Raw genomic sequence first — 20,328 nt, 5'->3', positions numbered from 1 at the left:
CGCGCCGGGAGCGAGCTGAGACGGCGCTCCGAGGGCGCCGCCCGGCGCGCTGTCCCGGCGCCGGGGGTCCCGTCAGTCGGTGGCGAAGGTGGCGCTCAGCGCCTCCGCGAGTCCTGGCACCAGACCGGCGCCGGTCAGCACCTCGGTGGGGGAGTCCTTCTCGCGCAGCCGTACGGCCGACTCGCGCTCCCCGTCCCGCAGCACCGCGACCGTCATCCGGACCTCCTGGCGGCCCGGGTGACCGGCGACCCACGAGGCCAGCTGGGCCTCGTCCATGCCCTCCGGCACGGCGTTCTCGGCGGACGGCGGCAGCATCAGCCGCTCCACGGTCATGGCGCAGCCGATCACCGCGTCGGGCCAGGCGATGGTGGCGAGGAACTCGTCGAGCGGGGTCTGCGCGGGCAGTTCGTCCTGCTCGATGGGGGTGAGCGAGGTGGTCTCGCCGCTCTGCTCGTCAAGGCCGAGCTGGGTGGCCAGACCGGGCTCCTGGGCGCGCAGCCGGGCGGTGTCGACGAGGGCGAAAAGCCGGGCGGGCTGGTTCCAGCCGAGCCCGGAGGCGTACTCGTCGATCTCGAGGACGGCTCGGGTCAGCGGATTGGCGGCCATCGGGGCGCTTCCGGGGGTTGCGTTGGACATGGTGCATATCGTGCCCTGATCGGACCCGGAAACGGGAACTGAGTAAAGCCTGAGTAAGTTGCATCAGGTGGGCCCTCCTGTATCCGGGCCCGTACACACCGACAGCGAACTTCGAGGTGCGCACCTTGGCTTTCCAGATGCCGGACCGCGGCGGGGGCCCGACGGGACCGCGGATCAGAGTCGGCCGACCGTCCCGGCGGGTCCGGACCCTGCTCATGACCCTGGGCGTGCTGGCCGTGCTTGCCATGCTCTTTGTCATGTTTGCCGGGTTTTGGACGGATTGGCTCTGGTATCGCTCACTTCATTACTCCTCCGTCTTCAGCACCACACTGAAGACCAAGATCGGGCTGTTCGCCGTCTTCGGCGCGCTGATGGCCGTGGCCGTGGGGCTCAACATCTGGCTGGCGCACCGGCTGCGGCCGCCGCTCAGCGCGATGTCCCTGGAGCAGCAGAGCCTCGACCGCTACCGGATGGGCATCGCCCCGTTCAAGAAGTGGGTGCTGCTGGCGGTCACCGCGCTGGTCGGTCTGATCGCGGGCGCCTCGGCGGCCGGTCAGTGGCGGATCTGGCTGCTGTGGGTCAACGGGGTGCCGTTCGGCCAGAAGGACCCGCAGTTCCACAAGGACGTCGCGTTCTACGCCTTCGATCTGCCCTGGTACCGCTTTCTGCTGAGCTTCGGCTTCGCGGCCACGGTGCTCTCCCTGATCGCCGCCGCCGTGGTGCACTACCTCTACGGGGGTCTGCGGATCACCAGCCCGGGCGCCCGCGCGACGGGTGCGGCCACCGGCCATCTGTCGGTGCTGATGGGGGTGTTCGTCGCCCTCAAGGCCGTCGCGTACTGGCTGGACCGGTACGCCCTGGCGGTGAAGTCCAGCGACTTCAAGGCGACGGACAACTGGACCGGGCTGCGCTATGTCGACGCCCAGGCGTATTTGCCCGCCAAGACCATCCTGTTCTGCATCGCGGCCATCTGCGCGGTGCTTTTCTTCGCCACCCTGTGGCGGCGCACCTGGCAGCTGCCGGTGATCGGCTTCGGGCTGATGGTGCTCTCGGCGGTCCTGATCGGCGGGCTCTACCCGGCGATCGTGCAGAAGTTCCAGGTCCAGCCGAACGAGCAGGCCAAAGAAGCGCCGTACATCAAGAAGAACATCGACGCCACGCGCAAGGCGTACGGCATCGGTGACTCCGAGGTGGCGGACTACTCGGGGAGGACCGACGACAAGGGCGGCGCGAAGGGCGCCAAGCTGCGGCAGGTCGCGGACTCCACCGCCAGCTACCGGCTGATCGACCCGAGCGTCGTCTCGCCGACGTTCCAGCAGCTGGAACAGAAGCGCAAGTACTACCAGTTCCCCTCCACCTTGGACGTCGACCGCTACAAGGGTCCCGACGGCAAGGACCAGGACACCGTCGTCGGTGTGCGCGAGCTCAACCTCGACGGCGTCCCCAAGCGGAACTGGATCAACGACCACTTCACCTACACCCATGGCTACGGTGTGGTGGCGGCCAAGGGGACCAACCCCGACCCCCAGGCGGACCAGGAGGGCGCCCCGGCGTTCACCGAGGCCGGACTGCCGACCAAGGGCCGGCTCCCCACCTATCGCCAGCAGGTCTACTACGGCGAGAAGACCGACCAGTACTCGATCGTCGGCGGGCCCCAGAAGGAGCTCGACTACGAGGACGACGGCGAGAAGACCACCAGCTACCGCGGCAAGAGCGGGGTCAGTCTCTCCAACCCGGTCAACCGCGCGGCCTACGCGTTGGCGTTCGGCGAGCCGCAGATCCTGTACTCGGGAGCCATCGGCGAGGGCTCGCGGATCCTGTACAACCGCACGCCCAAGGAGCGCGTCGAGAAGGTCGCGCCCTGGCTCACCATCGACGGTGACGCCTATCCGGCGGTGGTCGACGGCCGGATCAAGTGGATAGTGGACGCCTACACCACGACCAACGGCTATCCGTACGCCTCGCGCACGACCCTGGGCGACAGCACGGCCGACTCGCTGAGCGACGGCGACCGTTCGGTGGTCGCCCAGCAGAACAAGGTCAACTACATCCGGAACTCGGTGAAGGCGACCGTCGACGCCTACGACGGTTCGGTCGACCTGTACGAGTGGGACCGCAAGGACCCGGTGCTCAAGACCTGGGAGAAGGCGTTCCCGGGCACGGTCAAGCCGAAGAGCGAGATCAGCGGCGAGCTGATGGAGCATCTGCGGTATCCGCAGGACCTGTTCAAGGTTCAGCGCGAGCTGCTGACCCGCTATCACGTCACCGACCCCAAGCAGTTCTACAGCGGCAGTGACGCCTGGCAGGTCCCGGACGACCCGACCCAGCGCGAGGAGGGCAACGCGGTCCCGCCGTACTACCTGAGCATGAAGATGCCCGGTCAGCAGGACCAGACGTTCTCGCTGACCACCACCTTCACGCCCAGCGGCCGGCCCAACCTCGGTGCCTTCATGTCGGTCGACGCCGATGCCAACAGCAAGGACTACGGCACGATAAGACTGCTGAAGGTCACCAGCGATGTGCCGGGGCCGCAACAGGTGCAGAGCAAGCTCAACGGCAATGCGGAAGTGGCCGAGTTCGTCCGCAACCTGCGGGGCACCGACTCCGACATCGAGTACGGCAATCTGCTCACGGTCCCGCTCAACGGCGGCTTCCTGTACATCGAGCCGGTGTACGCCCGGGGCGGCAGCGCCAACTACCCGCTGCTGAAGAAGGTGGGTGTCTCGTACAACGGCAAGGAGCCCGTCTTCAAGGACACTCTGGGCGAGGCGCTGGACGCGGTGTTCGGTGCGTCGTCCGGCGACGGCGGGGAGAAACCGCCTTCCGGCGACGACGGCGAGGAGAAGCCGCCGTCGAGCTCCAACCCGACGCTCCAGCAGGCCCTGAAGGACGCCGACAAGGCGTGGGAAGCCGGTCAGAAGGCGCTCCAGGAGTCGCCGCAGGACTGGGAGGCCTACGGCCGGGCCCAGGACGATCTGAAGGACGCGCTGGACCGGGCCGCCAAGGCCCAGGAGAAGGCAGGGAAGAACCAGCAGCCGGACGATGGGAAGCAGAACGAGCCGAAGAGTCAGAGCGCCGGGAGCAAGGGCGGCTGACCCGCGCCGACCTGGGAGAACGGATGAGCGGCCGACCCCCGCGCCGTGGTACGGTAGCCGCACAACGGCGCGGGGTGGAGCAGCTCGGTAGCTCGCTGGGCTCATAACCCAGAGGTCGCAGGTTCAAATCCTGTCCCCGCTACTGACACACGAGGCCCGGATCCGCAAGGATCCGGGCCTCGTTGTGTGTTCGGTGAGTGTCCACTCGGGGAACACGGATACAAGCGTTTGGGTTGTCTCTCTGTGGGCAAGTCGACAAAACGCTGAAGTGACCTCCTCGGCTGCGGTATACCAGGTGTACGCCGGATACGAGTGATGTCACGATGGGATATATGGGGGACAGGGTCAGTCTGTTGGAGACAGGGCGTTTTGCGCACACGCATGACGATGCCGAGGAAGAGACCCGGCACCGCCGTGCCGCCGAAGCGGGCGACCCCGCCGCGATGAGCGCACTGGGTGCGCTGCTGCTGCGCCGGGGCGATCTCGATGGCGCCGAGCCGTATCTGCGGGGTGCCACCGCCGAGGGCGACCGCGCGGCTGCCAACAATCTCGGCGTCCTCCTCCACCAGCGCGGCTACGCCGACGAGGCGGCCGGCTGGTGGCGGATCGCCGCCGTCGCCGGGTCGGCGGCGGCCGCCCACGCCCTGGGCCGCCACCACCGCGAGCGGGGCGATGAGCCCGCCGCCGAGTACTGGCTGCGCCAGTCCGCCGAGTCCGGCCACACGCTGGGCGCGTACGCCCTCGCCGATCTGCTCGAGCACCGCAGCGACATCGGCGCCGAGCGCTGGTTCCGTACGGCCGCCGAGCGCGGCCACCGCGAGGCCGCCTACCGGCTCGCCCGCATCCTCGACCACCACCAGGACGAGGCGGCGGCCGAGGGCGAGCCGCGCCGGGGCGGCGCCGAGGCCGAACCGGAGGAGGCCGAGCAGTGGTACCGGCAGGCCGCCGCGCGCGGCCACCGGCGCGCCGCCCTGCACCTGGGCACGCTGCTGGAGAAGCGCGGTGAGGCCCAGGAGGCCGGGCGCTGGTATCTGACGGCGGCCAAGGACGGCGAGGCCCGTGCCGCCTGTGCGCTGGGCTTCCTGCTGCGGGACGCGGGTGACACCGACAGCGCCGCCGTCTGGTGGCACCGTGCCGCCCAGGACGGCGACGGCAACGCGGCGAACGCCCTCGGCGCGCTGCACGCCGACCGCGGGGAGACCCAGACCGCCGAGCGCTGGTACCGCGCCGCCCTCGACGCGGGCGACATCAACGGCGCGTACAACCTCGGTCTGCTCTGCGCGGAGCAGGGCCGCACCGCCCAGGCCGAGCAGTGGTACCGCCGCGCGGCCTACGCCGGGCACCGCGAGGCCGCCAACGCGGTCGCCGTCCTGCTGCTGCAACGGGGCGACGCGGCGGGCGCCGAGCCGTGGTTCTCCAAGGCGGCCGAGGCGGGCAGCGTGGACGCCGCGTTCAACCTGGGGATCCTCCACACGGGCCGGGACGAGGAGCACGCGGCCCGGCAGTGGTACGAGCGGGCCGCCGCGGCCGGGCACACCGAGGCGGCGCTCCAGGTCGGCATCGCGCAGCTGCGGGACGGCGACGGCCAGGCCGCCGAGCGCCATCTGCGCTGCGCCGCGGGCGGCGGCAGCGCCGAGGCCGCATTCCAGCTGGCCGCGCTGCTCGACCGCTCGGCGGTCGGCGGTGACCCCACGGCCACCGGCACCGCTCTGGGCACCTCGTCCGGGACGCGGTTCCCCGCCCCGGCGGCCGACGACGGCACCGTCCCCGAGTACGAGGAGTGGTACGAGCGCGCGGCGCGCCAGGGCCACCGCCGCGCCCAGGTGCGGGTGGGCATGCTCGCCGCCGCCCGGGGCGATGTGGTCGAGGCCGCGCGCTGGTACCGGATGGCCGCCGAGGCGGGCAGCAGCAACGGCGCGTTCAACCTCGGGCTGCTGCTGGCCCGCGAGGGCAGCGAGCCGGAGGCCGCCCTGTGGTGGACGCGCGCGGCCGGGGCCGGACACGGCCGCGCCGCGCTGCGGCTCGCGCTGCTGGCGGCCCGCCGCGGTGCGCTGACCGAGGGACAGCGGTGGTGTGCGCGGGCGGTCGAGCTGGGGCCCGCGGAGGTCACCGAGCGGGCTGCCCGGCTGCGGGAAGCGCTGCAACAGGAGCTCACGGCGTAGCCGTCCGGCTACGCCGTAGGGCAGGTCCGGGGCCGTCCCGTTGCGCGCGGGTGGCGCGGGGGTAACCGGTTTGCTCCGAGAGTCGGCCGCGGGTTAAGGTTGGTCCACACCGACGCGGGGTGGAGCAGCTCGGTAGCTCGCTGGGCTCATAACCCAGAGGTCGCAGGTTCAAATCCTGTCCCCGCTACGAGAGCGAAGGGCCCGGATCCTCAGGATCCGGGCCCTTCGTCATGCTCGGGGACGGCTCGGGGATGTCCGCGACGCACGGGGCACCCCCAGGGCGTCAGGCGGCCACGCAGTCGGGGCAGAGCCCGCGGTAGGTCACCTCGACCTCGGAGACCGCGAAGCCGAAGCGCTCCCGCGCGGGCAGGTCGGCCAGTGGGTCGCCGGTGGGGTGGACATCACGGATCGTGCCGCACCGCGCGCACACCAGGTGCTGGTGGGCGTGGTGGGCGTTCGGGTCGTAGCGCTTGGCCCGTCCGTCGGTGCTGACCTCGATCACCTCGCCGAGCGAGACGAGCTCACCGAGCGTGTTGTACACCGTGGCGCGCGAGATTTCGGGCAGGCGGCCGGCCGCCAGTGCATGAACCTCGTCGGCGGTGTAGTGCACATGGTCCCCGTCGAGGACCTCGGCGACGACACGTCGCTGCGCGGTCAGTCGCCAGCCGCGTCCCCGGAGCCGTTCCAGCAGGTCACTCATGCCATTCACCTATCAGTCAGATAAGGACAAGGGTAGCAGCGGGTGAGTCCATGGCCGGATCCGGTATCAGTCTCCATGCGTTCTTGACTTAGACAAAGTCCAATGTAGGGTGGTGCTCACTCCAGACCGAGGGTCACCACACGAGTACGCGGGAGGCGCACGTGACGGTCCAGGGCAACATCGGCGGTCCACTGACCACGGAGTCCGGCGCTCCGGTGGCGGACAACCAGAACAGCGAGACGGCGGGTAGCGGCGGTCCGGGTCTGATCCAGGACCAGCACCTGATCGAGAAGCTGGCCCACTTCAACCGCGAGCGCATCCCGGAGCGGATCGTCCACGCGCGCGGGGCCGGTGCGTACGGCACCTTCACGGTGACCGCGGATGTGACGCGTTACACCCGCGCGACGTTCCTCTCCGAGGTCGGCAAGCAGACCGAGACGTTCCTGCGCTTCTCCACGGTGGCGGGCAGTCTCGGCTCGGCGGACGCGGTGCGCGACCCGCGCGGTTTCGCGCTGAAGTTCTACACCGAGGAGGGCAACTACGACCTCGTCGGGAACAACACCCCGGTGTTCTTCATCAAGGACGCCATCAAGTTCCCCGACTTCATCCACACCCAGAAGCGCGATCCGTACACCGGCTCCCAGGAGGCGGACAACGTCTGGGACTTCTGGGGACTGTCGCCCGAGTCCACCCACCAGGTGACCTGGCTGTTCGGCGACCGCGGTATCCCCGCCTCGTACCGCCACATGAACGGCTACGGCTCGCACACCTTCCAGTGGAACAACGACGCCGGTGAGGTCTTCTGGGTCAAGTACCACTTCAAGACCGACCAGGGCATCAAGAACCTCACCTCGGAAGAGGCCGAGGTGATCGCGGGCAAGGACCCCGACAGCCACCAGCGCGATCTGCGCGAGGCCATCGAGCGCGGGGACTTCCCGAGCTGGACCGTCCAGGTGCAGATCATGCCCGCGGCGGACGCGGCGGACTACCGCTTCAACCCCTTCGACCTGACCAAGGTCTGGCCGCACGAGGACTACCCGCCGATCGAGATCGGCAAGCTCGAACTCAACCGCAACCCGCGGAACATCTTCGCCGAAGTCGAGCAGTCGATCTTCTCGCCGGCCCATCTGGTGCCGGGCATCGGCCCGTCCCCGGACAAGATGCTCCAGGGCCGGCTGTTCGCCTACGGCGACGCCCACCGCTACCGCGTCGGCATCAACGCCGACCACCTGCCGGTGAACCGTCCGCACGCCACCGAGGCGCGTACCCACGGCCGGGACGGCTTCCTCTACGACGGCCGTCACGCGGGCGCCAAGAACTACGAGCCGAACAGCTTCGGCGGTCCGGCGCAGCTGGGCAGGCCGCTGTGGCAGCCGGTCGCGGTCTCCGGCCACACCGGTGACCATGCGGCTCCCACGCACGCCGAGGACGACGACTTCGTCCAGGCGGGCACCCTCTACCGGCTGATGTCGGACGAGGAGAAGGAGCGTCTGATCGCCAACCTGGCGGGTTTCATCGCGCAGGTGTCGCGCGACGACATCGCGCTGCGGGCGATCGAGAACTTCCGCAGGGCGGATGCCGACTACGGCAAGCGGCTGGAGGCCGCGGTCCAGGCCCTGCGCGGCTGAGGGGCGCTTGCCGTACCGAACCGGAGAGGCCGGACGCCAGTGGGCTCCGGCCTCTCCGCGTGCCTCGGGCCGGGTGCCTCAGGCCATCGCGGGCTGCTGGACCGGAGCCCAGCAGCGGATGATGTCGCGCACCGAGACCACCCCGACGGGGTCGCCCGCCTCGAGCACGATGAGATGGCGGAAGCCGCCGTGGGTCATCGTGCGGGCGGCCTCGTCCAGCGTCCACCCGGGGGCGGCGAAGACGACGTCGGCGGTGGTGTGGGAGTGCGCGGTCTCGAGGTCCGGATCCTGGCCCTCGCCCAGGGAGTTGAGGATGTCGCGCTCGGTGAGAATGCCGAGTCCGCTGGTGTCGGGGTCGAGCACGACGGCCGATCCGACCCGGCGGGCCGACATCAGCCGGGCGGCCTGGCGGAGCGTATGTGCGGGGCCGATGGTGAGGACCACCGAGCTCATGGCGTCACGGACGTACATGGGCATGGATGGAGCCACCTCCTTGGTGAATCCATGAGTGTGAATGGATTCACAAATTCACAAGGTCCTGGATTCTCATGTTCACATGCCGTGGCGGACTCAACAAGGGCGCGCGGAAGTGGAACTGCCACTTCCTGGCTCCTGCGCGCCGGTTGAGGGTCTGAGCGGGCCCCGAAGCGCCCCCGGGGACGTCAGGACCGGAGGTGATCCAGCAGCGGGCCGTGGAGCAGTCCGTTGGACGCCGCCGCGTCACCGCTGTTCGGCCCCGGCACCCCGTCCAGCCCGGTGAAGCGGCCGCCCGCCTCCTGGACGATCACCGCGTTCGCCGCCATGTCCCACAGCGACAGCTCCGGCTCGGCGCAGATGTCCACCGAACCCTCGGCGACCATCATGTACGGCCAGAAGTCGCCGTAGCCGCGGGTGCGCCAGCAGGCGCGGGTCAACTCCAGGAAGCCGTCCAGCTTCCCGCGCTCCTCCCAGCCGCTGAGCGAGGAGTACGCGAACGAGGCGTCGGCGAGCCGGGTCACCTGGGAGACCCGCAGCCGGCTGGCGGACGACAGACTCCGTCCGGTGTACGCCCCGAGCCCCTCGGCGGCCCACCAGCGGCGGCTCAGCGCCGGAGCCGAGACCACCCCGACCACCGGTCGGTCGCCGCCCTCGCCGCGCTCCATCAGCGCGATCAGGGTGGCCCAGACCGGGACTCCGCGGACGTAGTTCTTGGTGCCGTCGATCGGGTCGATCACCCAGCGGCGGGGTCCGCTGCCCTCGCTGCCGAACTCCTCGCCGAGCACCGCGTCACGTGGCCGGGCACGTTGCAGCTGGCTGCGGATCAGCTCCTCGGCCGCCTTGTCGGCCTCGCTCACCGGGGTCATGTCGGGTTTGGTCTCGACCTGGAGGTCGAGGGCCTTGAACCGCTCCATGGTCGTGGCATCGGCGGCGTCGGCCAGGACATGGGCGAGACGCAGGTCATCGTGGTAGTCGGGCATGGCCGAACAGTATCGACAGGGAATGAGCCGAATCCACAGGGGCGCGGGCGCGTCCCGGTGCGTCGGAGCGCACGGGATCCCTTGACTATGTGTGTCGATCCGTCAATTCTGTCCGCACCCGGCCGGGGAGGTGGCGGTGCCCGCAGCGCGCGAATCCTTGTTGGACGCGGCCTACACCGCGCTCGCGGGAGGCTCGTGGGCGGCGGTCCGGATGGTCGATGTGGCGACCGCGGCCGGGGTCTCGCGGCAGACCCTCTACAACGAGTTCGGCGGCAAGGACGGACTGGCCCGCGCCCTGGTACGGCGCGAGGCGGACGCGTATCTGAGCGGGGTGGAACAGGCGCTCACCCAGCCGCCCGGCCCCGCGGACCCGGGGGAGCGGCTGGCCGCCGCGGCCGTCTGGACGGTCCGTGCCGCGACCGAGAATCCGCTGGTCCGGGCGGTGCTCACGGGCTGCTGGGAAGACCGGCTGCCCGCGCCCTTACGGCTCGACCCGGCGCCCCCGCGGCCGTCGCGCTCCCTGCGGCCCCGGGCCGCGGAGCGGGCGGAGACCATGGCGCCGCTGCCCTCGCCGGTCGAGCTGCTGGGCCAGGTGCGGGAGCGGTCGGTGCGGTTGCTGGCAAGCCAGTGGCCGTGGGGCGGGCCGGGGGAGCTGGTCCGCGCCTGCGACACGGCCGCGCGGCTGGCACTGGCCTATGTGGTCGCCCCCGCCCCGGCGGCGGACGTGGCGACGGTGGTGCGCGGCGCGCTGGCCTCGGCGGCGCTCAGTGCCCCGAGCCGGAGAGCTGGAGCCCTATTACCCCGACGATCACCAGAGTGATGGAGACGATCTTGAGGGTGGAGACCAGATCGCCGAGGAAGACCATGCCGTAGATCGCGGTGCCGGCCGCCCCGATCCCCGTCCACACCGCGTACGCCGGGCCCACGTCCAGCTTTTTCAGCGACAGTGTCAGCAGCCCGAAGCTGCCGAGGGCGAACACGCAGAAGGCGATCGTGGGCCAGATGCGGGTGAAGCCGTGCGAGAGCTTGAGACAGACGGCGAACCCGGTCTCGAGGAGCCCGGCGACCACGACCAGCAGCCACGCCATACAGACTCCTCCCGTACCGCTGACGGCCGCCATCGCCGGAGTGCGCCTTGATGCGATTATCCATTTACCTCCCGTGGTGGGTGGCAAACGTGGCCGGGGGCCCGGGTCAGTCCCCCTCGCGCCGCTCCCGGGTGGCGAGCAGCCGCCGCAGCGAGTACAGCCGGGCGGGGCCGGCGTGGCCGTCGGCCACCCACTGGTCCAGCGCGCAGTCCGGCTCGTCATGGCTGCATGCGCGCGGACAGTCCGCCGTGCCCGGCTCGAGGTCGGGGAAGGCGTGGATGACCCGCGCCGGATCCACATGGTGCAGTCCGAAGGAGCGCACCCCCGGGGTGTCGATCACCCATCCCTTGTCGTCCGGCAGGGGGAGGGCGAGCGCCGAGGTAGTGGTGTGGCGGCCGCGGCCGGTGACCGCGTTCACCCGGCCGGTGGCCCGTTTACGGTCCGGTACCAGTGCGTTGACCAGGGTCGTCTTGCCCACGCCGGAGTGGCCGACGAAGACCGTGATCCGGTCCGCGAGCCGCTCCCGCACCCGGTCGGCGGCCTGGCCGTCGGTCAGTTCCTCCCGGTTGGTGACGACATAGGGCACGCCGAGCGCCTCGTACGTCCCGAGCAGGGTGTCGGCCGGGGCCAGATCGGACTTGGTGAGGACGAGCAGCGGCTCCAGACCCGCGTCGAAGGCGGCCACCAGACAGCGGTCGATCAGCCGCGGCCGGGGTTCGGGGTCGGCGAGCGCGGTGACGATGGCCAGCTGCTCGGCGTTGGCGACCACCACCCGCTCGTACGGGTCGTCGTCATCGGCGGTCCGGCGCAGCACCGAGGACCGCTCCTCGACCCGGACGATCCGGGCCAGGGTGTCCTTGTCGCCGGACAGATCGCCGACGATCGCGACCCGGTCGCCCACCACCACACCCTTGCGGCCCAGTTCACGGGCCTTCATGGCGATGATGGTGCGGTCCTCGACCAGGACGGTGAGCCGTCCGCGGTCGATCGTCAGCACAAAGCCCTCGGCGGCGTCCTCGTGCTTGGGGCGGATGTTGGTGCGCGGACGGTTGCCCTTGCGGTTGGGGCGGACCCGTACGTCGTCCTCGTCGGTGTGCTTGCCGTAGCGGCGCATGGCGGCAGGCTCTCAGGCTCTCCGCGCCGAGGGTGTCGTCGCGTCGAGCATGCCGGTCCACAGGCCGGGGAAGTCGGGCAGGGTCTTGGCGGTGGTCGCCACGTTCTCGATCTGGACACCCTCGACGGCCAGGCCGATGACGGCGGCGGCGGTGGCCAGCCGGTGGTCCTCATAGGTGTGGAAGATCCCGCCGCGCAGCGGCGCCGGCACGATGCGCAGGCTGTCCTCGGTCTCGGTGACATCGCCGCCCAGACCGTTGATCTCCTTGGCGAGGGCGGCGAGCCGGTCGGTCTCGTGCAGCCGCAGATGGCCGATGCCGCGCAGCACCGACTCGGAGTCGGCGAGCGCCGCGACCGCGGCGATCACCGGGGTGAGCTCGCCCACCTCGTGCAGATCGGCGTCGATACCGGTGATCCGGCCGGTGCCGGTGAAGGTCAGACCGGTCTCGGTCAGCTCGCAGGAGCCGCCCATCTCGGTGAAGATCCGGCGCAGCTCGTCCCCGGGCTGGGTGGTGTGCTCGGGCCAGTCGGGGATGGTCACCCGGCCCCCGGTGACCAGGGCGGCCGCCAGGAACGGAGCCGCGTTGGACAGATCCGGCTCGACGACCAGGTCGCGGCCGAGCAGCGCGCTCGGCGCCACCCGCCAGACGCCCCGCTCACCGCCCGCCTCGGCGGTGTCCACCCGGGCGCCCGCGGCGCGCAGCATGTCGACGGTCATCCGGATGTGCGGCAGGGAGGGGAGCGCGGCGCCGACATGGCGCACCTCGACCCCCTGGTTGAAGCGCGGCGCGGACAGCAGCAGCGCGCTGACGAACTGGGACGAGGACGAGGCGTCGATCCGCACCGGGCCGCCGTCCAGCGCTCCGCCGCCGTGGACGGTCATCGGCAGCGCGCCGCGGCCGTCGTCGTCGATCCGGGCACCGAGCGCGCGCAGCGCGTCGATCACCCCGTGCAGCGGCCGCTCGTGGGAGCGCGGGTCGCCGTCGAACCGGACCGGGCCGTCGGCCAGGGCGGCGACCGGCGGCAGGAAGCGCATCACGGTGCCCGCGTTGCCGACGTCGACGGTGGCCGGGCCGTGCAGACCGGCCGGGATGACCCGCCACACCTCGCCGCCGCCGTCGGGACCCACGCCCTCCTCGATGCCCACGCCCATCGCCCGCAGCGCCTCGGCCATCAGCAGGGTGTCGCGGGAGCGGAGCGGGCGGCGCAGCCAGCCGGGTTCGGCGGCGAGCGCGGCGAGGATCAGACCGCGGTTGGTAACCGACTTCGATCCGGGCACGGTGACGGTCGCGTCAACCGCTCCGTCGGCGGTCGGAGCGGGCCAGAGGGCGGGGTGCGTACCCGGGGAGGTCTCAATGCCGGTCATGGGTCTCACTTTAGTGGTTCGCTGAGAGTGCGATTCTTGATCAAAAGTGGCGAAACCCAGTCGAAACACAGCTCTGCGCCAGCTGGCGCACGGGGTGCGCCGGGGGCTTGTGCGGCTCACATCCCCATCAGCCAGCGGCCGCCCGCGAGCAGCGAGCACAGCGAGACGGTGTGGAACATCAGCAGCCAGGCACCGGCCGGAATGCCGGTCAGCCGGGCCAGTTGGTCGGGATCGGAGTCATAGGCGCCCCCGCCGCGGCGCTTGCTCTGGAGCTCGAAGGGCGGGCGGACGCCGCCCAGCAGCAGGAACCACACCACCGCGTAGGCGAAGGCCGCCTGCACCTCCGGTCCGGTCAGCCAGGAGACGAGGAGGAAGGCGCCCCCGGTGACCACGACGGTGAGCACCCCGTAGGCGTTGCGGATCATCACCAGCATCACGACGAGCAGCGCCGTGGCCCCCCACAGCAGAGCGGTGATGTGGTTCGAGGCCAGCAGCCAGGCACCGGCCACGCCGAGCAGCGAGGGGGCGGTGTATCCGGCGGCGGCGGTGAGGATCATGCCGAGGCCCGTGGGCTTGCCGCGGGAGACGGTCAGCCCCGAGGTGTCCGAGTGCAGACGTATGCCGTCCAGCCGCCGCCCGCTGAGCAGCGCGACCAGCCCGTGGCCGCCCTCGTGGGCGATGGTGATGGCGTTGCGTGAGATCCGCCAGGTGGTCCGGAAGACCACCACCGCCAGTGCGATGAGCCCGGTGGAGGCGACCAGCCAGCTGGTGGGGTCCGGCTGGGTCCCGACGACGCGGTCCCACAGCTCGGCGGCGTTCGTGGCGTCCATGGGCGGGCGGCTCCTCGCGGCAGGCGTTGCGGTCGGCCGTCCGGCGGCCGTCGGGCTCTCTTCCCGGCTCGGTGGTCACCGGGCGCGGGCGTCGTGGCAGTGTGGCACCTATGTGCGGTCGATACGCAGCGAGCCGGAGGCCGGAGGATCTCGCCGGCCTCTTCGGAGTGGAGAAGTGGGAGCCGGCGGAGACCCTGGCGCCCGACTGGAACGTCGCGCCCACCAAGGACGTGTACGCGGTACTCGAACGCCCCCTGAAGGACGCCGCGGAGCCGCGTGCGGTGCGCCAGCTCAGGGCGCTGAAGTGGGGACTGGTGCCGTCCTGGGCGAAGTCGCCCGAGGGCGGGGTGAAGATGATCAATGCCCGGGCGGAGACGGTGCACGAGAAGCCCTCGTACCGGCGGCCGTTCGCCTCGCGCCGGTGCATCCTGCCCGCCGACGGCTATTTCGAGTGGGTGACCGGGTCCGCGGAGCGGCAGCTGGAGGAGAAGGGGAAGCGGAAGCGACCGCGCAAGCAGCCGTACTTCGTGACCCCGGTGGACGGCGCGGTGATGGCGATGGCCGGGCTGTACGAGTTCTGGCGGGACCGGACGCTGCCGGACGAGCATCCGCGGGCGTGGTGGGTGACCTGCACGGTGATCACCACGGAGGCGGAGCAGGAGCCGTTCGCCGAGGTGCGCGGCGGGGCGGGCGAGGGCGCCGGACCGCGCTCACTGGCCGATATCCATCCCCGGATGCCGCTGGTGCTGACCGAGGACCGCTGGGCGGAGTGGCTGGATCCCGTCCGTACCGATCCGGACGATCTGCGTCCGCTGCTGGCTCCGCCGCCCGCGGGTCTGCTGCGCGCCTATCCGGTCGGGACCGGGGTCAGTGATGTTCGCAACAACGGGCCGGAGCTGGTGACGGAGCTGGAGGCGCCGGAGGAGGCCACCCTCTTCTGACCGCGGTGGCCGGGAAGAAGGCCGCGCCCGGGTCGCTCCCCGCCGTCCGGCCCCGTCGCAGGGCAGGATGGCCGGGTGAGTACGAAGACGACCGAAACCGTGCCGACCCCGGTCGGTGACGCCCGCATCACCTGGCATCGCGCCCCCGGCGCCCACGCGGTGCTCGCCGTGAGCCATGGCGCGGGCGGCGGGATCGAGGCGCGGGACCTGCGCGCCCTGGCCGCCGCGCTGCCCGGGCACGGGGTGAGCGTCGCCCTGGTCGAGCAGCCGTGGCGGGTGGCCGGGAAGAAGGTCGCGCCCGCGCCCAAGACCCTCGACACCGGCTGGCGCGCCCTGTGGCCCGCCGTGGCGAAGGCCGGGCTGCCGATCGTCGCGGGCGGCCGCAGCGCGGGTGCCCGGGTGGCCTGCCGGACCGCCCGTGAGCTGGGCGCCGCCGCCGTACTGGCGCTGTCCTTTCCGCTGCACCCGCCGGGCAAGCCGGAGAAGTCGCGGGCCGAGGAGCTGCTGGGGGCGGGGGTGCCGACACTGGTCGTCCAGGGTGGCCGGGATCCGTTCGGACGCCCTGAGGAGTTCCCGGAGCTGCCCGCCGGTACCGAACTGGTCGAGGTGCCCCACGGTGACCACGGTTTCGCGGTGCCGAAGTCGGCCGGGGTGGACGAACCGGAGACGCTCGCGCTGATCACCGGGGCCGTCAGCGGATGGCTGCCCCGGGCCCTGGGCTGAGCCCGCCGGGTCCCGGACCGCGCCGCCGGGCCCGGAACGCCGCGGGAATGCCATGGCCGGGTCCGGTGTTGTAGCGGTCATCGGTATTCACCGCGCGATGGCACCGCACGAGGAAAGGGAGTTCCCCGCATGGGTTCGCTTGCTTGCCCGGCCCGTCCGCACGCCGCTGACCTGGAGTGGACGGAAGCGGAAGCGGCGCAGACCGCAAAAATTGAAGCGGCGGGCGGACCGGATCGTCGTCTATCCTCCGATTCGAGCGGGTCCGCATCCGGCCCCGCCCCGAAGCTGGAGGAGGTGGGTCAGGTCACTGGGCCCGACGCAGAGACCGACGGCGTCAACGAGGGAGTGCCGGCCGAGCGGCCGCAGGAGACGGCTGCCGAGCGCAATGCGCGCTTCGAGCGGGACGCCCTCACCTTCCTCGACCAGATGTACTCCGCCGCGCTGCGCATGACGCGCAATCCGGCCGATGCCGAGGACCTCGTGCAGGAGACCTACGCCAAGGCGTACGGCTCCTTCCACCAGTTCCGTGAGGGCACCAACCTCAAGGCGTGGTTGTACCGCATCCTCACCAACACCTTCATCAACTCGTACCGCAAGAAGCAGCGCGAACCGCAGCGCAGCGCGGCCGAGGAGATCGAGGACTGGCAGCTTGCGCGCGCCGAGTCGCATATGTCGACCGGGCTGCGCTCCGCCGAGTCACAGGCCCTCGACCACCTGCCGGATTCGGATGTCAAGGAGGCCCTTCAGGCCATTCCCGAGGAGTTCCGCATCGCGGTGTACCTCGCGGATGTCGAGGGGTTTGCCTACAAGGAGATCGCGGACATCATGGGTACACCCATCGGTACGGTGATGTCCCGTCTGCACCGGGGGCGCCGTCAGCTGCGTGGACTGCTGGAGGACTACGCGCGTGGGCGCGGGCTGGTCCCGGCGGGCGCGACCGCCGCGGCGGACGAGTCGCACGATCGGAAAGGCGCGGACTCATGAGCTGCGGAGAGCCGCACGAGACGGATTGCTCCGAGGTCCTCGACCACCTCTACGAGTTCCTCGACCACGAGATGCCGGACGGCGACTGCGCCAAGTTCGAGGTGCACTTCGACGAGTGCTCCCCGTGCCTGGAGAAGTACGGCCTGGAGAAGGCCGTGAAGAAGCTGGTCAAGCGGTGCTGCGGCCATGACGACGTGCCCAGCGACCTCCGGTCGAAGGTCATGGGCCGGATCGAGCTGATCCGGGCCGGAGAGGTGGTCCCCGAGCGGGAGATCACCGTGGAGACCCTGGCTCCGGAGAGCACCCCCAGCACCGCCCAGGAGTGACCCGCGGCGGAGTGTGATCGCCGCGCGGCGTGCCCCAGCGGTCCGATCATCACCCGAAGGTGTGCAATAGGGCGGCTCGCCCGGTCGTCCCCGCCGTTCGCGGCTCTATTCTCCCGAGTCTGACCCGCCCCGCCCGTCAGGGGCGCCAGGGCGGATATGGACCGGGAGGAGGGCGCCGTGCGGGCACTTCCTCTCGGGGCGCGCGTCTATGTTCTGTGCGCCGTGCTCGCCGCCGCGCTGTGTGCCGCCCCGCTGCTCCGGTGCCAGGCCGCCGTCCCCTGGGCCACCGTTGTCCTCCTCTCCGCGGTCTACGCGGCGGGGGCCCGTGGGACCCGGGCCCCCTGGCCGGAGTGGTACAGCCCCGTGCTTCTGGCCGGGGCTTTTCTGCTGCCGCCCGCCGCCGCGTCGCTGGTCGCCGTGCCCGGCGCGCTGCTCGCGCCCGTCGAACGGCGCCCGGCCGGGGTACGCCGGATCTGGCACGCGGGGCAGCTCGCCGTGGCCGTCTGGGCCGCCGGACAGACCTTCGCCGCGCTCGGCGGGCGGGCGGCGCTCGACTCCGTCCGGGCCCCCGGCGCACCCGGCTTCCCGTCCGCCCTGGCCGCCGCGACGGCCACCGCGCTCGTGCTCTGCCTGGCCGTGATCGCCCTGGAGTGCGGGGTGCTGGTCACCGCCGAGCGCCACTCCCCGCGCGCCGCCTGGCACGGCCGGGTCCTCGGCTCACTCGCCCCGCATCTGGTGCACGGGCCCGCGGGGCTGGCCATGGCGGTGCTCTGGCACAGCCCCTACGGACCGGCGGCGGCTCTACTGGTGCTGCTGCCGATCTACGTCTCCGCGTGCGTCTTCGCGCTGTACCACCGGGAGCGCACCGCCCACCAGGCCACCATCCGTGCCCTGGTCCAGGCCGTCGACATCAAGGACCGCTACACCCGGGGCCACAGCGAACGGGTCGGCCGTGCCTCGGCGATGATCGCCCGCGAGCTGGGGGTGAGCGGCGACCGGCTCGAGGCGCTGCGGATCGCGGGCATCCTCCACGACGTGGGCAAGCTGGGCGTCCCCACCCGGATCCTGCGCAAGAACGGGCCGCTGACCCCCGACGAGCGCCGGATCATCGAACTGCACCCCGAGTACGGCCACGAGATGGTGCGCGGCATCGGCTTCCTGGGCGAGGCGCGCGCGGCCATCCTGCACCACCACGAGCGGCTGGACGGCACCGGCTATCCGTACGGGCTCGCCGGGACGCAGATCCCGGAGTTCGCCCGGGTGGTCGCGGTCGCCGACGCCTTCGACGCGATGACCTCGACGCGTACGTACCGGCGGGCGCGGCCGGTGCCCACGGCGGTCGAGGAGCTCAAGCGGTGCGCGGGCTCGCATTTCGACCCCCGGATGGTGCGGGCTCTGGCCCGCGCCCTGGACCGCCACGGCTGGCACGCGGCCGTCACCTCGGACGCCGCCGGTGAGGAGCGAGGAAACGCTCCGGCAGACGCGCCGCGGGCCCTCCCCGAACCCGTCGCCGCGACGGCCCCCGGCCCGTCCGCCCCGGCGGCGCGCCCGGACACGGCGGACGGTGCGCCATGACGGGCGACCGCGACCCCGCCGACGAGTGCCGCGCGCGGGACGAGAGTGCCGCCGAACGCATCGCGCGCGGGCGGCCGGGCCGCGCGGACGACCCGGAGGGCCAGGCGGACCGGCGGGGCGCCCCCGGTGGCGTGCCCGCGTCGCCGGACCCGGCGGGACGGGCGGGACGGGCGGACGAACGGCCCGGCCCGTCCGGACCGTCCGGAGCGGCACCCTGGCTCACCGACCCCCTCGACCGGCTCGCCGGGCGGCACGGCCGGGCGGTGAGCCGGGTGCGGCGGGGCCGGGTACGAGGTGCGGCGGATCGGCGGACGGGGTCGCTCACCGTGGCCGGGGTGTACGGCGCCGCCGGGGCGCTCGCCGTTGTCGCGCTCGGCTGGACCGAGTGGCACGGGGTGCGCGAGCCGGAGGCGGCGCTGGCCTTCGGGGTGCTCATCGCCGTCGGGGAGGCCATCCGGTGCGCCGATGTTCCGCCCGCGCTCCCGCGTGCGAGCGGCGCGAGCGGGGCGCACGAACAGCGAGGTGAGCCCGCGCCCGTGGCCGCCGCGGGCGCCCTCGGCTACGCCCTGCTGGGGAACCTCGGCGGGGAGCCGACCACACACGGCGTCCTCCAAGTGGTCACCGTCGTCGTGGCCGCTTCCCTGGCGGGCATGGTGCCGCGGCTGGCGTTCGGCTGCCCGGCCGACCCCGAGCACACCGCCCGCCGGGTGCTCACCGTCGCGTTCGCCGCCACCTGCTTCCAACCGCTGCACCACACCGGCCGGTTGTCCTCCTGGTTCGGCCAGGGGCCGCAGGTGGTCGGCTACTTGCTCGCGCTGCCGGCCCTGACCGCGCTGTGCGACGCCGTGCTGGCGGCTGCCCTGGCCCGGGCCCGTACCGGCTGGCCGTACGTCCCGCTGCTGCGCGACGAACTGCGGGCGCTGCCCGGGGTGGGGTCGGCGATCTGCGCGACCGGGGTGGTGATGGCGCTCGCGGTCGCCGTCGCCGGACTGTGGGCGCTTCCGGTGCTGTCGGTGCCGCTGCTGCTGATCCAGTACGCGTTCCGCCGTTACGCGGGCATACGGGCCACCTACCGCCAGACCATCGCCTCACTGGCCCGCTCGACCGAGATAGCCGGGTACACCCCCGCGGGCCACGCCCGCCGGGTCGCCGAACTCAGCCGGGCCGTCGGCCGTGAGCTGGGACTTTCCGAACCGGCGCTGACCGTGCTGGAGTACGCGGCGCTGATGCACGACATCGGGCAGCTCTCGCTGCTTGACCCGGTGCCCGCGGGGGCCACCGAACCGCTGCCCGGGGCGGAACAGCGCAGAATCGCGCTGCTGGGAGGTGCTGTGGTACGCCAGACCGGGGTACCCGCGGAGGTGGCGGTGATCGTGGAGCGCCAGGCCGACCCGTACCGGGACCAGCCGCTCACCGCGCGTATCGTGCGCGCGGTGAACGCGTACACCGAGCTGGCGGCCGGACCGGCGGCCGGGCCGGCGGCAGGGGCAGCGGGCCCGGCGGGCACCGCGGGAGCGGCCCCGCTGCACGCCCTGGAGCGGCTGCGGCTGGCCACGGCCCGTGACTTCGACCCGGCGGTGGTCGAGGCGCTCGCCACGGTGCTGTCCCGCCCGGTGTACGGCCGGTCCCCGTTGAGAACTCATGGGTAATGAGCGGGTCTCCCAAGAGGCATGGTTGGATGCGAGGAGAGGGGTGTCGGGCCGA

18 protein-coding genes and 2 tRNA genes are annotated in these 20,328 nt (G+C 71.9%); 12 read left to right on the top strand and 8 right to left on the bottom strand.

Annotated features, from left to right (window positions below):
• Window positions 1-72: 72 nt before the first annotated feature.
• Window positions 73-636, bottom strand: a complete 564-nt coding sequence (locus tag JK363_RS03980; RefSeq protein WP_201871413.1) for a PPA1309 family protein — start codon at window positions 634-636, stop codon at window positions 73-75.
• 137 nt (window positions 637-773) lie between these two features.
• On the opposite strand from JK363_RS03980, the gene JK363_RS03975 reads away from it, so the two are divergent.
• The 4 genes from JK363_RS03975 to JK363_RS03960 all read left to right on the top strand — a co-directional run bounded on the left by JK363_RS03975 (window position 774) and on the right by JK363_RS03960 (window position 6,080).
• Window positions 774-3,731, top strand: a complete 2,958-nt coding sequence (locus JK363_RS03975) for a UPF0182 family membrane protein (RefSeq protein ID WP_201871689.1) — start codon at window positions 774-776, stop codon at window positions 3,729-3,731.
• A gap of 68 nt (window positions 3,732-3,799) precedes the next feature.
• Window positions 3,800-3,873: transfer RNA gene (locus JK363_RS03970), tRNA-Met, on the top strand.
• Window positions 3,874-4,054: 181 nt separating this feature from the next.
• A complete protein-coding gene (locus JK363_RS03965; RefSeq protein ID WP_201871412.1) occupies window positions 4,055-5,893 on the top strand; it encodes a tetratricopeptide repeat protein in 1,839 nt (612 codons plus the stop codon).
• A gap of 113 nt (window positions 5,894-6,006) precedes the next feature.
• Window positions 6,007-6,080, top strand: a tRNA-Met gene (locus tag JK363_RS03960).
• A 96-nt stretch (window positions 6,081-6,176) separates the two neighbouring features.
• Here the strand turns inward: JK363_RS03960 and JK363_RS03955 are convergent.
• Entirely contained in the window at window positions 6,177-6,593 is a 417-nt protein-coding gene (locus JK363_RS03955; RefSeq protein ID WP_201871408.1) for a Fur family transcriptional regulator, read from the bottom strand.
• Between the two features lie 161 nt (window positions 6,594-6,754).
• On the opposite strand from JK363_RS03955, the gene JK363_RS03950 reads away from it, so the two are divergent.
• Complete coding sequence (locus JK363_RS03950; protein WP_201871407.1) at window positions 6,755-8,221, top strand: catalase; 1,467 nt, start codon at window positions 6,755-6,757, stop codon at window positions 8,219-8,221.
• Between the two features lie 78 nt (window positions 8,222-8,299).
• Here JK363_RS03950 and JK363_RS03945 read toward each other — a convergent pair whose 3' ends face one another.
• Together JK363_RS03945 and hisN are read right to left on the bottom strand one after the other, a co-directional pair.
• A complete protein-coding gene (locus JK363_RS03945) occupies window positions 8,300-8,692 on the bottom strand; it encodes a CBS domain-containing protein (protein ID WP_201871688.1) in 393 nt (130 codons plus the stop codon).
• A gap of 191 nt (window positions 8,693-8,883) precedes the next feature.
• Entirely contained in the window at window positions 8,884-9,678 is a 795-nt protein-coding gene (hisN, locus tag JK363_RS03940) for a histidinol-phosphatase (RefSeq protein WP_201871406.1), read from the bottom strand.
• 136 nt (window positions 9,679-9,814) lie between these two features.
• Between hisN and JK363_RS03935 the strand changes: the two genes are divergently transcribed.
• A complete protein-coding gene (locus tag JK363_RS03935) occupies window positions 9,815-10,498 on the top strand; it encodes a TetR/AcrR family transcriptional regulator (RefSeq protein WP_201871403.1) in 684 nt (227 codons plus the stop codon).
• Here the strand turns inward: JK363_RS03935 and JK363_RS03930 are convergent.
• From JK363_RS03930 to JK363_RS03915, 4 genes are all read right to left on the bottom strand, one after another.
• A complete protein-coding gene (locus JK363_RS03930) occupies window positions 10,443-10,766 on the bottom strand; it encodes a DMT family transporter (RefSeq protein ID WP_201871401.1) in 324 nt (107 codons plus the stop codon). The two genes, JK363_RS03935 and JK363_RS03930, sit on opposite strands and share 56 nt — an antisense overlap.
• Before the next feature lie 106 nt (window positions 10,767-10,872).
• The gene (rsgA, locus tag JK363_RS03925) at window positions 10,873-11,880 is read right to left on the bottom strand and encodes a ribosome small subunit-dependent GTPase A (RefSeq protein ID WP_201871399.1); all 1,008 of its coding nucleotides are present in this window, start codon (window positions 11,878-11,880) and stop codon (window positions 10,873-10,875) included.
• A 12-nt stretch (window positions 11,881-11,892) separates the two neighbouring features.
• The gene (gene aroA / locus JK363_RS03920) at window positions 11,893-13,245 is read right to left on the bottom strand and encodes a 3-phosphoshikimate 1-carboxyvinyltransferase (protein ID WP_201871396.1); all 1,353 of its coding nucleotides are present in this window, start codon (window positions 13,243-13,245) and stop codon (window positions 11,893-11,895) included.
• 116 nt (window positions 13,246-13,361) lie between these two features.
• The gene (locus JK363_RS03915) at window positions 13,362-14,075 is read right to left on the bottom strand and encodes a M50 family metallopeptidase (RefSeq protein WP_201871395.1); all 714 of its coding nucleotides are present in this window, start codon (window positions 14,073-14,075) and stop codon (window positions 13,362-13,364) included.
• A gap of 110 nt (window positions 14,076-14,185) precedes the next feature.
• On the opposite strand from JK363_RS03915, the gene JK363_RS03910 reads away from it, so the two are divergent.
• From JK363_RS03910 to JK363_RS03885, 6 genes are all read left to right on the top strand, one after another.
• Window positions 14,186-15,016 carry an SOS response-associated peptidase gene (locus tag JK363_RS03910; protein WP_201871392.1) on the top strand — a complete coding sequence of 277 codons (831 nt, stop codon included), beginning with the start codon at window positions 14,186-14,188 and terminating at the stop codon, window positions 15,014-15,016.
• A 75-nt stretch (window positions 15,017-15,091) separates the two neighbouring features.
• Window positions 15,092-15,739: an alpha/beta hydrolase family protein gene (locus JK363_RS03905; RefSeq protein WP_201871391.1), complete on the top strand. Its 648-nt coding sequence runs from the start codon at window positions 15,092-15,094 to the stop codon at window positions 15,737-15,739.
• Window positions 15,740-16,033: 294 nt separating this feature from the next.
• A complete protein-coding gene (locus JK363_RS03900) occupies window positions 16,034-16,723 on the top strand; it encodes a sigma-70 family RNA polymerase sigma factor (RefSeq protein WP_372444707.1) in 690 nt (229 codons plus the stop codon).
• Entirely contained in the window at window positions 16,720-17,049 is a 330-nt protein-coding gene (rsrA, locus tag JK363_RS03895) for a mycothiol system anti-sigma-R factor (protein WP_201871390.1), read from the top strand. The genes JK363_RS03900 and rsrA overlap by 4 nt, the downstream gene beginning before the upstream one ends.
• 177 nt (window positions 17,050-17,226) lie before the next feature.
• The gene (locus JK363_RS03890; protein ID WP_201871388.1) at window positions 17,227-18,624 is read left to right on the top strand and encodes an HD-GYP domain-containing protein; all 1,398 of its coding nucleotides are present in this window, start codon (window positions 17,227-17,229) and stop codon (window positions 18,622-18,624) included.
• A gap of 335 nt (window positions 18,625-18,959) precedes the next feature.
• The gene (locus JK363_RS03885; RefSeq protein ID WP_307821610.1) at window positions 18,960-20,273 is read left to right on the top strand and encodes an HD-GYP domain-containing protein; all 1,314 of its coding nucleotides are present in this window, start codon (window positions 18,960-18,962) and stop codon (window positions 20,271-20,273) included.
• Window positions 20,274-20,328 lie beyond the last annotated feature (55 nt).

It is taken from the genome of Streptomyces coffeae (assembly GCF_016741875.1).
Classification (GTDB): domain Bacteria; phylum Actinomycetota; class Actinomycetes; order Streptomycetales; family Streptomycetaceae; genus Streptomyces; species Streptomyces coffeae.
The sequence above is the reverse complement of the archived record's forward strand: the minus strand, read 5'-3'. Positions and strand labels throughout refer to the sequence as shown.